The sequence below is a fragment of the Mycobacterium mantenii genome (genome assembly GCF_001667865.1).
GTDB classification, from domain to species: Bacteria; Actinomycetota; Actinomycetes; order Mycobacteriales; family Mycobacteriaceae; genus Mycobacterium; species Mycobacterium mantenii_A.
In genome coordinates this window covers 24426-38590 of sequence record NZ_LZJP01000121.1, presented here as the reverse complement: position 1 = coordinate 38590, position 14165 = coordinate 24426, and the positions used below count along the sequence as shown (strand labels likewise).

Here is a 14165-nt window from a genome sequence, read left to right as displayed (position 1 = left end):
GGATCCCACCACCACACCTCGACCGCGGCCAACCCCGCACCAACACCTTCCACCACCCCGAGAAACTCCTCGCGGAAGAAGACGACGAAGACGGCGACAACGCAGTGGGGGCAGCTTAAGGCGGCGACTCACATGCGTCCGTATGCGACGGCCATGATCAGGCCTAAACCCGCGAGCAAGAGGAACATGATCGCCACCGGGTCGATTATTTCGAAGACCATGTGATCACCCCTGGGCTGGCGGGACGTCAGCGATGGACGACTGGGCGTCTGGTGTATGCTCAGGTTCCGGTGTATGTGGTTGTGGCTCAACATATTCAGGCGCAACATATTCCGGCGCCGTGCGATGGATCGGGGTCATATGATCGGTCATGACTTCAAACCGGACTTGTGGACTCCGTACGGCACCGCTTCAAGCAGTGTGACGTCCAGGGTCGCACCACTGGGCAGGGTATAGGTGCGTCGTTCGCCGGGGCGTGCACCCGCGATAGCGGCGCCTAACGGGGATTCGTTGGAGTAGACCTCGATGTCGCTGTATTCGGCGCCACGCACACCGAGGAGGAAGGTTTCGGTGTCACCGTTATCGCCGTAACGGACGGTCAAGACCATGCCGGGCTCGGCGATCCCGTCGTCGGGTGGGTCCTCGCCGACGACGGCATTGACCAACAAATCCTGAATTCGTTGAATCCTGGCCCGCCACCCGATTTGGGCGGCGATCGCGTTGTCGTCCGCCTGACCGTCAACGTTTGCGCCGCTGTGCAACGTACGTAACCTGGCCAGTTCCCTTTGTAGCCGCTCATAGCCGTGCGGCGAAATCCACACGGGCGCTGTGCTGGTCATGTTCGTTGCTCTCCTTATGCGCCAGTTAAGGTTTCGGCCCGCGCGACGCGAAAGTGGTTCGCGCGGTTGATTTCCGAGACAGGCTGCGTCAGTTGGGTGCTCGGGCCGCTATTAAGGTTGGATCGCGGTGGACTGTCTGCTACCGGCCGCTGTCGTAGGTGCATTTCATACGGCACGGCCTCCAGCAGCGTCACCAGTCGACCTGTCTCACCCGGAATCGAATAAATGCGTTGGTCGCCGGGCCGCGCGCCGGCTATCGAGCGGCCCAGCGGCGACGCCATCGAGTAGACCTTGAGGTCGGCGCCTTCGCTGCCGCGTCTGCCTAGCAGAAAAGTTTCGGTCTCGCCCGTGACGTCGTAGCGAATGGTCAAAACCATGCCCGGTTCGGCGATGAAGTCACCGGCGGGATTCTCGCCCGCCCCGCCGAAGACGACCGCCTTCGCCAACAGGTTCTGTATCTCGCGGATACGACGTTGTCGCGCTGAACGATTAGCGTCGAAGTCCATCATGTCGTCAGGGACTTCGACGATCAGCCCCGACCGCAACGCGTTGAGTTTGTTCCGCAGGCGGGTGTACTGCTGTCGTGTCATCGAGATGGATTTGGTGCTGGTCACTTTGAGCGATGTCCTTTCTTATGTCGAGAGGCGTCGTCAGGGGCGGGCCAACGGAGGCATCCGCCGCTGACGACTCGGATGCCCACCATGGGCGAAATTCCGGTGCGGTTAAAGGTTTTCGTGGGGCGCTTAATTCCATGGTGGCGTGTGCGGGCCCGACGGCGTTTGCCGGAAACCGACAACGGCGGCGCGAAGCATTGTCACGCCCCGACAACGGCGCTCCCGACGCTGCACGAAGCGGCCACGGCCCAACGGCGAGAGTGCCTCATGGATGCGGAAACTCAATGCCCGCAGACGCTCACCGCGAAGACTTACCTGCGAATTACAAGGTGGGCCCGATGCTTACCCTCGCTCGACGAGGCGGTCGAAGCCCTGTTGCCATCGGTCGTAGCGGATTCGGTCAAGGGTGATGCGTGCGCGCGCGTATAGGGCCACTGCCAAGAGGCTCACGGCCCACCAGGTCGCTACCGCGAAGGTCAACGCCTCGTCGCGGGCGGTGTTGACCGGTCGGGCAACCGGAAGACCCTCGTCATCTACCCAAATCTCAATATCGTCGCCAATCTTGGCCGTCAGCGGCGCGGTGACGTCGCCGGTGCGTTCGGCCCCGGCGGCAAACCATCGGGCAGGAACCGTCATCGTCGGGCTCTCAAGTTTGCGGCGAGTGTGGCTCTCCCCGGTGACAGTGGCGGTCACCGGCCGGCGAGTCTGGACCTGCTCGGTGTAGTGGCGGCTACGAGAATCATGGACCGCGGTGCCCACGGCCGCACCGATAGGTACGGCGATCAGCGACACCGCAACGGCCAACACCAAAATCAGCGCCTCCACCCGGTCCGTGGTGCGTATCAGCGGATTACGACCAAACAGCCGCACCAACAGCCGCCGCGGCAAAGGCACGGTGAAGGTCTCCATCGCGGCGTCATCATCTGGTCGGTGGTCGGCGATCGATTGATGATCGGGGTCTGAGGTGGACATCGAAACTTTCCTATCGGAGAGTCGGCGGCTTGAGGTACCGCGCGGCGGGCGGATACCAGCCGCCACTCAAACCTGCCCGCTGAGTTGGCAACCTTCATGATGGTGCCGATGTCCGTCGCAAGCTTTGCCGCAGCCAGACAACTACGCGGCCGCGCTTTGTCGGGTTCCGACAGCGCCCACGGTCAATCGGTGTCGATAGCCGCGAGTTCTATCATCATCGCCAGCCGCTTTCTGGCATCGCCTAACGGCAGATTGGTGATATCGGCCATCTTGCGCAACCGGTAACGCACGGTGTTTTCGTGCACTCCCAGCTGTTTACCGGCCTCGGTCGGATCGCCCTGGGCCTCGAGCCATGCCCGCAGCGTGGCCACGTAGTCGGTCCCGTGGGCGCGGTCGTGGCGGCATAGCTCGGCCACCGGCCCACGGGATGGGGACCGGCCGGAGCGCGCCGCGGTGCGCAACCGCTGCAGCAGGATGTCGGCCCATGACTCGTCATAGACCGGAGGCGGGGTCCCGGGTGATATCTCATGCAGCGCAAGGCATTCCTCGGCTTCCTGCCGTGCGGCGGCGAGGTCTGTCACCTCAGCGCCGCCACTTACGCCGGCCAGCACCGTCACCTGTTCGGGGAGGGCCGCCCGCAAACCGGTTACCCAGCGCCGCGCCGTCGCCGCTTGCCCGCCGGGAAGCAGCGTGTAAACGATGTTGCCCGCCAAAGCGCTGCGCCCCGGCCGTGACCAGCCGAACCCAGTGGTGGCACGCTCGAAAGCCAACAACAGAGCGGCATCGCGGTCATCGCCGATGAACGCTTGCAGCGCAATCACCCTCAAGCCGTCGTGCGGCAGACCCAGCCTGCTCGCCACCATGGCGGCATCAGCCGTGCCCTCAAGCAACCGGATCACCAGTTCGGATTCGATTTGGCGCTCCAAATCGGCGCTGGCCCGCGAGCGTAGAAGATGCAGGGCCACCGTGTGCGCACCCTCGGCCAGGGCGGTGCGCGCCGCCTCGTCCAGCGGCGCCGAACACGCCACCCAAACCGACCCGATCAGCTCGCCCCCGGAGCGCACCGCCACCACCATGCGCCCGATCAAGCCGTGTTCGGAGTCCTCGGGGACAAACAGCGGCTCGTCGGAGACCCCCAGGTGTGCGAACACGCCCCGGCCATCGAACAATGCGCGCAGCCGCTCCGGTGTCTGCCGTTCCAGGATCGTCTGCACCCGCGCCGGGTCGGCATGTTGCTGCAGTTTCGAATACGCCAACACCCGCAACAGCCGATCGTGAATGACAACTGAACTGCCGATAGCGTCCGCCAGGCTATCGGCCAGCGCGAACAGATCCGTTGGGCCACGACCGGATTCAGTCTCGCGGCCCTCGAGCACCAGCCCGTAGACGACCGTACCCACCTCGCTCCACGTGACTGTCTCGTCGACCACCATGACCGCGCCGACCCCGGCGTCGTTGTCGAACGCGATCGGCTCCGCACCGTCGCGTACCAACACCACGACGGCACGCGCTGAAGCCGCCCACTGCACCGCTTCGCGAAGGGAGCCGGCACCGATGGCCAGCAATACATCGCCTACCACCACACGATCCGGCGCGGCTTCGTGGATCACCACGCTGCGCAGTTCAGTCGACCTGGGGACCGACGACCAGCGCAAGCGGACTCCATAACCGCCCAGCACGTTCACCAAGCGGTCCAACGTGATCACCAGGCGCTCCTTATGCCGAACTGGTAGTCAGCCTAGCCAGGAGTCGCGCGGGCCCCGCGAAAATCTATTTCCGACTTTTCTCCTGGCCCTGAGCGATCGCCAGCACGGGTTTGCCATGCCGGCGGCGCCTCACTCCGGTGTGTGGGCCGCCGAGCCGACGGCATCGCTCAGCGAGGCGAAACCGCCGTCGTGCAGCCGCTGCGCGATGCCGTCGTGAATTCCCTTGGCCCACAATCCTCCTCCGTAGATGAAGCCGGTATAGCCCTGCAGCAGCGACGCGCCCGCGGTGATCCGCTCCCACGCGTCGTCCGCCGTCTCGATGCCGCCGACGCTGATCAGCACCAGGCGATCGCCGACACGGCGGTAGAGCCGGCGCAGCACCTGCACGGCGCGGCGCGCCACCGGCGGCCCGGAGATGCCGCCCGGACCCAGCTCGTCGACGCCCGGGGTGTTCAGACCCTCCCGCGACACCGTGGTGTTGGTGGCGACGATGCCGGCCAGGCCCAATTCGACTGCCAGGTCGGCGATGTCGTCCACGTCGGCATCGGACAGATCCGGCGCGATCTTCACCAGCACCGGTGTGGACGTCTCGGCGAGCACGGCCGACAGGATGGGCCGCAGCGACTCGACGGCTTGCAGATCGCGCAGCCCTGGCGTGTTCGGCGAGCTGACATTGACCACGAGGTAGGACGCCAGCAGGCCGACCAGCCGGGCGCTCGCCCGGTAATCGTCGACGGCCGCGTCGGCCGGCGTCACCTTCGTCTTGCCGATGTTGACCCCGATCGGCACCTCGGGCCGCTGCCGCGAAAGCCGCATCGCCAGCGCGCCGGCGCCGAGGTTGTTGAAGCCCATCCGGTTCAGCAGGGCGCGATCGGCGGGCAGCCGGAACATCCGGGGGGCCGGATTGCCGGGTTGCGGGCTGGCGGTCACCGTCCCGACCTCGGCGTAACCGAAGCCCAGTGCGCCCCAGGTGAGCAGCCCCAGGCCGTCCTTGTCGAAGCCGGCCGCCAGCCCCAGCGGCCCGGGGAAACGCACCCCGAACACCGTGCTGGCCAGTGCCGGATCGGCCGGGGCCAGCAGCCGGCTCAGCAGCCGTCGTGCCCAGCCGACCGCGGTGACGCCGCGCAGCAAGGCGAAAACCAGGGTGTGAATCCGCTCGGGCGGGATCACGAAGAACAGCCGTCGCAGCAAGCCGTACATCCGGTGTCCGCCTTCGCGTGGCTGGGCGGCCGTCACAGTTCCGGCTGCTCGGGCCGCCGCCCCTCGGAGTTGGCGCTGTCCACACGAGACTTCTTGCGGCGCAACAAAACTCGCCTGCTTCCATCGGTGTAAAGCCGCACCCTGGTCAACTCCCAGCCGCGGTATTCGGCCTCGATGGACAATCGGGTGGACGCGCTGATCCGGGTCACTTCCGGAGGCAGGCGCAGCGGCGCCCATTCGTATTCGTCGGACATCTCGGTGTCCCAGCCCGCGGGCAGCCGGCTGCGCCGCGCCGCGGTCAACGCGTACCCGCCGCGTGCTCGATGACCTGAACTCCCGCACCGGAACCCGACACCACGTACAGGGTGTCTGACGCTTCGTCGAAGGCCAGCGAGTTCGGTTGCTGCACGGTCGGGTAACGCACCTTTTCGACGGGAATTCCGGTGGATAGATCGTAACCAATGACGATATTGGAAACGGTCTGCGAAACCCAGGCTAACGCGCGGGAACCGGCCAGGCCGTATGGCGCCTGCGGAACCGGGTAGGCCTGACGCAGGATCAGCGGATCCACGCCGTACACGAGCAACTGGCCGCCGCGGGTATCGGCGACCAGCACCCGGCCCGCCGGATCGGCGGCCATGGTGGTGGCGCCTCGCCCCGCCCGCAGCGCCTGCTGGGCACGACCGTCGGCGTCGATCGTCGTCACCGACGTTTGCCCGCGGTCCAGCACTATTATCGTATTCCCTTGTGTCGCAAGGTAATCGACGCGCGCAAAGATCTTGTTGCGATTGGCGACGGCCGCACCGGTGCTCGGCGCCGGGGACGCCGGTGTTGGAGAAGCCGGTGTCTCAGAAGCGAGGGTGTAGACCGCGCCGTCGGCGCTGCCCAGCACCAGCCTGCCGTCGGCGCGCTGGGCGACCGCGGTGAATTCGGTCTGGGAGGCGTCGGCGACGGCCACCTGCGTCGCGCGACCGGTGGCCAGCTCAACCGTGAAGTAGCCGCCACGCGCGGCCAGGTAGGCGGTTCCGTGACCGTCATCGGTCAACGCGGTCGCCGGTCCCGGCAGCCCGACGACGCGGGGAGTGGCCTGCGGTCCGCCGAAGACCGTGACGCTGGCGGGCGCGGCCGGGTCGGTGCCCGGCGTCAGGACGGCCAGCTGGTGGGTGCCGGCGTCGAAGACCGCCGCCGCGGCGGAACCGGCCAGGGGCCGCACCGCGCCGGACGGTTGCTGCGACGGCGGCGGTGACACGGCGGGGCGCGCCGCTTCGATGGTGCGCGGTGGGGTATCGAGCGGATTCGATGAACAGCCGGCTACCGCGATCAGCAACACCGCTAGACTCCACAAACCGCCCTGACCTGCCAGTTTGTGACGTCCTAGTCGTGGCGGCAATTCGTTTCCCTCGTGGTGCGGCGCATCCCGGGCCATTGGAACACAAATTCTAGGGAACGCTTTCGCATCCACTAGGGCCATGCCGCCTGCGTCCAGCCCTACCCGCGAGGTATGGTCGGCTCATGGCCGTCACCGCTGACCGTCATACGGCGCAGAAAGAGTTTGCTGTCGAGGACATGTCGACAGGCATTTCCGCTAGCGGATACGGGCAAGCCGGTGATGGGCGGAGTTTTTCGTTCCATATCGAGAACCGATCCCTTGTCGTCGAGATTTACCGGCCGCGCCTGGCCGGGCCCGTTCCGCAGGCCGACGAGGTGGTCGCCAGGGCCGTCCGCAGCCTGGTCGACATCGACCTCACCGACGAGCGCAGCCTGACCGCTGCGGTGCGCGACTCCGTGGCGCACGCGGTACCCGTTCCGCGCTGATCATTCGCGGACCCGTCCACCGGGTACCGTCGTGGTCGATATGACCGTCATCCTGTTACGGCACGGCCGCTCGAGTTCGAACACGGCGGGCGTTCTCGCCGGTCGCGCCGAGGGCGTCGACCTCGATGACAAGGGCCGCGAACAATCCGCCGGCCTGATCGATCGGATCGGTGATCTGCCGATCCGGGCGCTGGTCAGCTCGCCACTGCTGCGCTGCCGGCGCACCCTCGAGCCGCTGGCCGACGCGCTCTGCCTCACCCCGCTCGTCGACGATCGGCTCGCCGAGGTGGACTACGGCGAATGGACGGGTCGCAAACTCGGTGAGTTGGTGAGCGAGCCGTTGTGGAAAGTGGTTCAGGCCCATCCCAGCGCGGCGGTGTTCCCCGGCGGCGAGGGCCTGGCGCAGGTGCAGGCGCGGGCGGTGGCCGCCGTGCGCGAGCACGACCGCCGGCTGGCCGCCGAAGCCGGGGGAGAGCACGGCGGCGACGTGCTGTGGGTCGCCTGCACTCACGGTGATGTCATCAAGGCGGTCATCGCCGACGCGTACGGCATACACCTGGACGGCTTCCAGCGCGTCACCGCCGACCCGGCTTCGGTGAGTGTGATCCGTTACACCGAACTGCGCCCGTTCGTGTTGCACGTCAACCACACCGGCGCGCGGCTGTCCGCCGCCCTGCGGGCCGGGCCGCCGGCGAAGGACGAGGCAAAAAAGGACGGGGCAACGCCGGAAACCGACCCCACGTCCAACGGAGGGCCGCAACAATCGGCCGCGGCAGTGCCGTCCAGTGACGCGGTCGTCGGCGGTTCCACGGATTGATTCCGCGGCTACCTCCATCGGATCGCACGGCGACGGCAACACCCGGTATTTTGGAAGTGCCATGGCCCGCGCAATTCACGTCTTCCGCACACCCGACCGCTTCGTGGCCGGGACCGTTGGCCAGCCCGGAAATCGCACGTTCTACATCCAGGCTGTGCACGACGCCCGCGTGGTGTCGGTGATATTGGAGAAGCAGCAGGTGGCGGTCCTCGCCGAACGCATCGGTGCGCTGCTGCTCGAGGTGAACCGCAGGTTCGGCACGCCCGTCCCGCCGGAGCCCGCCGAGGTCGAGGACCTCAGCCCGTTGGTCACCCCCGTCGATGCCGAGTTCCGGGTCGGGACCATGGGCCTGGGCTGGGACTCGGAGGCGCAGACCGTCGTGGTGGAGCTGCTGGCGGTGACCGACGCCGAGTTCGACGCGTCGGTGGTGCTCGACGACACCGAAGAGGGTCCCGACGCGGTGCGGGTGTTCCTGACGCCGGAATCGGCGCGCCAGTTCGCCACCCGCTCCAATCGCGTCATCTCCGCGGGGCGTCCGCCGTGTCCGCTGTGCGACGAACCGCTGGATCCGGAGGGCCATATCTGCGCGCGCGCCAACGGATATCGGCGCAGTGCGCTGCTCGGGCCTGACGATGACCCCGAGGTCTGACGACCGTGAGGTGTTGCGCAACGGCGAGCTGACGGTCATCGGACGGATCCGCTCGGCCAGCAACGGCACCTTTCTCTGCGAATCGACGCTTGGCGAGTCCAGCGTGCACTGCGTCTACAAGCCGGTCGCCGGGGAGGCGCCGCTGTGGGATTTCCCGGACGGGACGCTGGCCGGCCGCGAACGGGCCGCGTACCTGGTGTCGGCGAAATTGGGCTGGAACATCGTGCCGTACACGATCATTCGGCACGGGCCGGCGGGTCCGGGCATGTTGCAGCGGTGGGTGCAGCAACCCGGCGACGCGGTGGACACCGAGCCGCGCCCGGGGCCGGATCTGGTCGACCTGTTTCCCGCCGGCACCAAGCAGCCGGGCTATCTGCCGGTGTTGCGCGCCCTCGATTACGCCGGCGACGAGGTCGTCCTGATGCACGCCGACGACATTCGCCTGTGGCGGATGGCGGTGTTCGACGTGTTGATCAACAACGCCGACCGCAAGGGCGGCCACGTGCTGCGCGACCTCGACGGCCACATCTTCGGGGTCGACCACGGCGTGTGCCTGCACGTCGAAGACAAACTGCGCACGGTGCTGTGGGGGTGGGCGGGCAAGCCCATCGACGACCACACCCTGGACGCCGTCGCCGGCCTGGCCGAGGCGCTCGACGATCAGTTCGGCGACGAACTGGCCGAACAGATCACCCGGGCCGAGATCGGCGCGCTGCGCAGGCGCGCGCACGCGCTGCTGGACAACCCGGTCATGCCCGGACCCAACCGGCACCGCCCCATTCCCTGGCCGGCGTTCTAGGGGGCCGGCGTTCTGGCGGGCCGTCATCGGTGAAGGCGGGCCAGGGAGTGGGCATGCCGTCGGCGATACTGAAGCGGTGAACCCTGCCGCCGACGAGACGTCCGATGCCGCCCTGGCCGCCGATCTCGCCGCCGAGGCGGGGGAGTTGTTGCTGAAAGTCCGCGACGAAGTCGGCTTCGGCTATCCCTGGGCGCTGGGCGATGCGGGCGACAGCCTGGCGAACGCGCTGATCCTGCGGCGCTTGCAGGCCGAGCGGCCCGACGACGCGGTGCTCAGCGAGGAGGCCTACGACGACCTGTCCCGGCTTCAGCACGACCGTGTCTGGATCATCGATCCGCTGGACGGCACCCGCGAGTTCTCCACGCCGGGCCGCGACGACTGGGCGGTGCACATCGCGCTGTGGCAGCGTCCCACCCGCGACCCCAGCGGCGACTCCAGGGGCGACTCCAGCAATGGCCGACGCGAAATCACCGACGCGGCGGTGTCGTTGCCGGCCCGCGGCAACATCGTCTACCGCAGCGACACCGTGACCGCCGACGCCGCGCGCGTCGGTGTCACCGACACCATCCGCATCGCCGTCAGCGCCACCCGGCCCCCCGCGGTGCTGCACCGGATGCGGCAGACGCTGCCCATCCAGCCCGTCGCGATCGGCTCGGCCGGCGCGAAGGCGATGGCGATCATCGACGGGCACGTCGACGCCTATGTGCACGCGGGCGGGCAGTGGGAGTGGGACTCGGCGGCCCCGGCCGGGGTGGTGATGGCCGCCGGCATGCATGCGTCGCGGCTGGACGGATCACCGATGCGCTACAACCAACTCGACCCGTATCTGCCCGACTTCGTGATGTGCCGCGCCGAGCTGGCGCCGATCCTGCTGGGCGCCATCCGCGGCGATCGAGGCTGACGGCCAGGCGGCATCGCGAGTTCGGCGGTCGGGGCGGGCCATTCCGGAGCGCATCGTCGGCGCGCCTAGGCTGATTGGCATGCAGTCGTGGTCTTCCCCACAGGTTCCCGTGTTGCCGGGACGCGGTCCGGAGCTTCGGCTGTATGACACGTCCGACCGGCAGGTGCGTCCCGTGGCGGCCGGCTCGGCCGCCACGATGTATGTCTGCGGCATCACCCCGTACGACGCGACCCACCTGGGCCACGCGGCAACCTATCTGGCGTTCGATCTGATCTACCGGCAATGGCTGGATCTCGGCCACGACGTCCACTACGTGCAGAACATCACCGACGTCGACGATCCGCTGTTGGAGCGCGCCGAGCGCGACGGCATCGACTGGCGTGACCTGGCCGAGCGCGAGGTTTCGCTGTACCGCGAAGACATGGCTGCGCTGCGCATCCTGGCGCCACGCGAATACGTCGGGGCGACCGAGGCGATCGCCGAGGTCGTCGAACTCGTTGAGAAGATGCTGGCGTCCGGGGCGGCGTACGTTCTCGACGGCGAATACCCGGACATCTACTACCGCGCCGACGCGACGCCGCAGTTCGGTTACGAATCCGGCTACGACCGCGAGACCATGCTGCGGCTGTTCGCCGAGCGTGGTGGCGACCCGCAACGGCCCGGCAAGACCGACGAGCTCGACGCCCTGCTGTGGCGTGCCGCGCGGCCGGGGGAGCCCAGCTGGCCGTCGCCGTTCGGCCCCGGCCGCCCGGGCTGGCACGTCGAGTGCGCGGCGATCGCGCTCAGCCGCATCGGCAGCGGCTTGGACATCCAGGGCGGCGGCAGCGACCTGATCTTCCCGCATCACGAGTTCACCGCCGCGCACGCCGAATGTGTGCGCGGCGAGCGGAGATTCGCCCGCCACTACGTGCACGCCGGGATGATCGGCTGGGACGGGCACAAGATGTCGAAGAGCCGCGGCAACCTGGTGCTGGTGTCGCAGCTGCGCGCCCGGGGCGTCGAACCGGCGGCCGTCCGGCTGGGTCTGCTGGCCGGGCACTACCGCGGGGACCGGTATTGGAGCGAGCAGGTGCTCGAGGAGGCCATCGCCCGGCTGCAGCGCTGGCGCCGCGCGACCGCGCTGCCGGCCGGCCCGGACGCCGCCGACGTGATCGCGCGGGTGCGTCAATACCTGGCCGATGACTTGAATACTCCCAAAGCGATTGCCGCACTTGATGGTTGGACCACCGACGCACTGGAGTACGGTGGCCACGACGCCGAGGCTCCCCAGCTGGTGGCGACCGCCGTCGACGCGCTACTGGGCGTGGCCCTGTAACCACCGCGGCGGCACGGCGCCCCCGTTACGCCGGCAGGCTCGTTCCCATTCCGGGTCCATCAGGGATTACCCGGTCGAAGTCGGTGGCCGCCAGGGCGGGTGCCCACCATTTCGCCAATGCCAGCAGATCGGCGGCCTCCTCGTAGAGGCTTGTCGATCGGGAGCGCACGACCAAAGCCCGATCGGGTGTCTCGGGCCGGACGCCCTCGGCTTTGGCCCTGACGGCATGTGCCAACTCGAATGCGTCGGTCGCGGAGCCGCGTTCGTCGGCCGGCACGGCGTACGCCTGCAGGAACTGGTCCAGCGCGTCCGGTGGCGCATCGCGTACGTAGTGGCGCAGTTGCAGGATCCCGTCGCGGATTTCGATGACGGTTTGGTGCAACTGCAGAGTGGTCTTTTGAAACCGCCGGTCCGCGTGCTCGATGGTGAACCTGCTCTCCGGCACGACAACCGTCATGCTGAACCGCAGTGGCTGCAGATTCTTCCAGGCGCGGCTGACGCGATCCAGGCCGAGATACGAATGCAGTCGCACCGCGAGCGGAACCGCGCCGAACAGGTAGACGATGACGGCCATCCACAGGAACTCCGACCCGTGCACCCGATGCCGGAATTCCACCGTGTGGGTCCAGCCGAGTTGGTCGCTCACCGCCAAGACCAGCGCCTCCGAGCAGGCCGCGGCCGTCACGGCAACCGCAAGTATCCCGGCGGCGGCCAGCAGCATCTCGCGACGCTCGGTGGCCCTTAACAGCTCGGAGCCGAACATCCACAGCAGCCGCGCCACCAAGATGACAATGATGGTCAGGTAGAGGCTCAGCGCCAGTACCGCGTCCCAGCCGCCGGACGCCTCGAACGTCTGCCCGGCGACGCGAGCACGGGTGCCCGCGGCCAGGAATGCCACCGACAACGCGACGGCGGCCAGGCGGTACCAACGGTGATTGCGGCGCGTCTCCTCAGGTGAGATCCGGTTCCACAGCATGGTGAATCCGATGAATTCGGCGCACGCCAAGATCATTGCAACGCAAGACAATTGCTGGGCCGCGGTGACGGTCATGAGCGCGCTTCTGGACAACACCGCTTCTACCCGGTGCTCACGCAAGAGTTGGGCCAGCAGCAGCCAGGCCATCACACTGTTCAAGTACGTCTGGTAGAGGTTGGCCCTACACCACCGGAATCGCGCCGCAAGAAGGATCACCATGATCGTGATCACGGGCCACGCGACGACACCCGGGATGGTCGACGTCACGTGCGGCGGAAGAAGGCGCTACGCATCATGGAGTGACGTTCGGCGGCTTCACCGGCGGCGATCATCAGCAGGGAGGCGAACATCTCGGCATCGCGTTCCTGATCACTTGCGTAGTCGCTGCGCCCCAGCACCGCGCGCACGGTTTCCGGATCAAGGTCGGGCAACGCCTGGCGGCACACCCGGTACTCGGGTGCCTCGGCGAAGCTGTGGCCGCGGCTCCGGCCGTGTCCGAGCAAGATATGCCCGATCTCGTGGCCGACGATCTGGTCGATGTGGTAGTCGGTGGTGCCGACCTCATGCAGGATCAGGTCTTCGTCATCGCAGGCCAGCCAGAGTCCGCACGGGCTGTCCGCCAGCGCCGCGGTGTCCGTCGGGACCAGCCTGATGGCCCGCCCGCGCAGTTGGCCCAGGTTCTCGATGAAAGCGTTCCGGTCCCAGGGCACCGGGATCGGGAGCTTGCGTGTCAGCGCGAGAATGTCAGCGTTTGGCGCCGCCATAGAATTCGTCACCTCCCTGGGCGGAAATCGGGGGCAACTGTTCGAGTTCGCGAAGGTGATCGACGATCGCCGCCAGGCTGTTCAGGGCCTGCGGAGTCAACCCGGACGCACGCGCCGCCAGGTCGCGCACCCCGTGATCACGTAATGCCTGCAGAAGATTCAGTTGCGCGTCGATCGCCGGGTCGGTGCCACGGTCTATCAGATAGGACGGCGGCACACCGAAGAAATCGGCAATCGCCCGCAGATGTGCGACGGTGGGGTTCGTCTTCACACCGCTTCTGAGCTGCCAAAGATAGGCCGGACTGATCGGGACGCCGGTCTTATCGGTGATCGCCGCCGCGGCCGCGGCGTTTGAGAGCGGAGGCGTTCCCGCCTTGCGCATCAGGCCGAAGAGCTTGTTCAGGCGGGCCGCCAGCTCGCCGTCTTCCGATTCTTTGGCTAGTACGCCGTCGGCTACCAATGCACTCTCGTTTCATGCAGACGCTCAGTGTGTGTACCCAGGTTACAGTCCCGGTCGTGTTTTCTTACCCCGCGACCCACCTACTCAAACTCCCGCGGAACTGCGGTGACCTCGGAATCTGCCGGGAATCTGTCGAGTGGTGGAGCGCCGAACCGCCGCTGTGCACAGGTAGGAGCCGGCCCGGTTTTACATTTTCACCAGTGTACGGTTGAATGCGTGGCGTGTACTGCTGTGTACGGTTCGCGATGGGGCCTGCTAGCTCCCTGAGTCGTTTCGCGGTCGACGCGGTAGGCGGGAGCGTGTTCGACGGTGCGACTGTGTCTCGCGGCTCGGCTTTG

17 protein-coding genes are annotated in these 14165 nt (G+C 67.3%); 7 read left to right on the top strand and 10 right to left on the bottom strand.

Features of this window, described 5'->3' with window-relative positions:
* Nucleotides 1-119 (top strand): hypothetical protein (locus tag A5688_RS28600; RefSeq protein WP_431602694.1); only part of this gene is annotated, 119 nt, incomplete at its 5' end.
* A gap of 249 nt (nt 120-368) precedes the next feature.
* Here A5688_RS28600 and A5688_RS23350 read toward each other — a convergent pair.
* The 7 genes from A5688_RS23350 to A5688_RS23320 form a co-directional block, all read right to left on the bottom strand.
* Nucleotides 369-839: a GreA/GreB family elongation factor gene (locus A5688_RS23350; RefSeq protein WP_067914143.1), complete on the bottom strand. Its 471-nt coding sequence runs from the start codon at nt 837-839 to the stop codon at nt 369-371.
* A gap of 14 nt (nt 840-853) precedes the next feature.
* Nucleotides 854-1453 (bottom strand): GreA/GreB family elongation factor, encoded by a 600-nt coding sequence (locus A5688_RS23345; RefSeq protein ID WP_067914140.1) that lies wholly within the window; start codon nt 1451-1453, stop codon nt 854-856.
* Nucleotides 1454-1795: 342 nt separating this feature from the next.
* Nucleotides 1796-2362, bottom strand: a complete 567-nt coding sequence (locus A5688_RS23340) for an Rv1733c family protein (protein ID WP_242660384.1) — start codon at nt 2360-2362, stop codon at nt 1796-1798.
* Nucleotides 2363-2607: 245 nt separating this feature from the next.
* Nucleotides 2608-4131: a PucR family transcriptional regulator gene (locus tag A5688_RS23335; RefSeq protein ID WP_067914133.1), complete on the bottom strand. Its 1524-nt coding sequence runs from the start codon at nt 4129-4131 to the stop codon at nt 2608-2610.
* A gap of 129 nt (nt 4132-4260) precedes the next feature.
* The gene (locus tag A5688_RS23330; RefSeq protein WP_067914130.1) at nt 4261-5331 is read right to left on the bottom strand and encodes a quinone-dependent dihydroorotate dehydrogenase; all 1071 of its coding nucleotides are present in this window, start codon (nt 5329-5331) and stop codon (nt 4261-4263) included.
* Nucleotides 5332-5363: 32 nt separating this feature from the next.
* The gene (locus A5688_RS23325) at nt 5364-5633 is read right to left on the bottom strand and encodes a DUF5703 family protein (protein ID WP_067914127.1); all 270 of its coding nucleotides are present in this window, start codon (nt 5631-5633) and stop codon (nt 5364-5366) included.
* On the bottom strand, nt 5630-6757 hold the full coding sequence (locus A5688_RS23320) for a hypothetical protein (RefSeq protein ID WP_431602693.1): 1128 nt from the start codon (nt 6755-6757) through the stop codon (nt 5630-5632). Before A5688_RS23320 ends, A5688_RS23325 begins: the two co-directional genes overlap by 4 nt.
* Nucleotides 6758-6843: 86 nt before the next feature.
* Between A5688_RS23320 and A5688_RS23315 the strand changes: the two genes are divergently transcribed.
* The 6 genes from A5688_RS23315 (at nt 6844) to mshC (ending at nt 11627) form a co-directional block, all read left to right on the top strand.
* Complete coding sequence (locus tag A5688_RS23315) at nt 6844-7146, top strand: hypothetical protein (RefSeq protein WP_067914119.1); 303 nt, start codon at nt 6844-6846, stop codon at nt 7144-7146.
* A 40-nt stretch (nt 7147-7186) separates the two neighbouring features.
* Nucleotides 7187-7963: a histidine phosphatase family protein gene (locus A5688_RS23310; protein WP_067828050.1), complete on the top strand. Its 777-nt coding sequence runs from the start codon at nt 7187-7189 to the stop codon at nt 7961-7963.
* 61 nt (nt 7964-8024) lie between these two features.
* Nucleotides 8025-8612 (top strand): DUF3090 domain-containing protein, encoded by a 588-nt coding sequence (locus tag A5688_RS23305; RefSeq protein WP_067828114.1) that lies wholly within the window; start codon nt 8025-8027, stop codon nt 8610-8612.
* Nucleotides 8596-9411 (top strand): SCO1664 family protein, encoded by an 816-nt coding sequence (locus tag A5688_RS23300; RefSeq protein WP_067828052.1) that lies wholly within the window; start codon nt 8596-8598, stop codon nt 9409-9411. Before A5688_RS23305 ends, A5688_RS23300 begins: the two co-directional genes overlap by 17 nt.
* 76 nt (nt 9412-9487) lie before the next feature.
* Complete coding sequence (locus A5688_RS23295) at nt 9488-10312, top strand: 3'(2'),5'-bisphosphate nucleotidase CysQ (RefSeq protein WP_067914117.1); 825 nt, start codon at nt 9488-9490, stop codon at nt 10310-10312.
* Between the two features lie 79 nt (nt 10313-10391).
* Nucleotides 10392-11627, top strand: a complete 1236-nt coding sequence (gene mshC / locus A5688_RS23290) for a cysteine--1-D-myo-inosityl 2-amino-2-deoxy-alpha-D-glucopyranoside ligase (RefSeq protein WP_067914113.1) — start codon at nt 10392-10394, stop codon at nt 11625-11627.
* A 25-nt stretch (nt 11628-11652) separates the two neighbouring features.
* Here mshC and A5688_RS23285 read toward each other — a convergent pair whose 3' ends face one another.
* From A5688_RS23285 to A5688_RS23275, 3 genes are read right to left on the bottom strand one after another with little or no spacing between them, the layout of a single operon-like run.
* Complete coding sequence (locus A5688_RS23285) at nt 11653-12870, bottom strand: DUF6545 domain-containing protein (RefSeq protein ID WP_067914106.1); 1218 nt, start codon at nt 12868-12870, stop codon at nt 11653-11655.
* The gene (locus A5688_RS23280) at nt 12867-13367 is read right to left on the bottom strand and encodes a hypothetical protein (protein WP_067828063.1); all 501 of its coding nucleotides are present in this window, start codon (nt 13365-13367) and stop codon (nt 12867-12869) included. The genes A5688_RS23285 and A5688_RS23280 overlap by 4 nt, the downstream gene beginning before the upstream one ends.
* A complete protein-coding gene (locus tag A5688_RS23275) occupies nt 13348-13827 on the bottom strand; it encodes a helix-turn-helix domain-containing protein (protein WP_067828066.1) in 480 nt (159 codons plus the stop codon). Before A5688_RS23275 ends, A5688_RS23280 begins: the two co-directional genes overlap by 20 nt.
* Between the last annotated feature and the right edge of the window lie 338 nt (nt 13828-14165).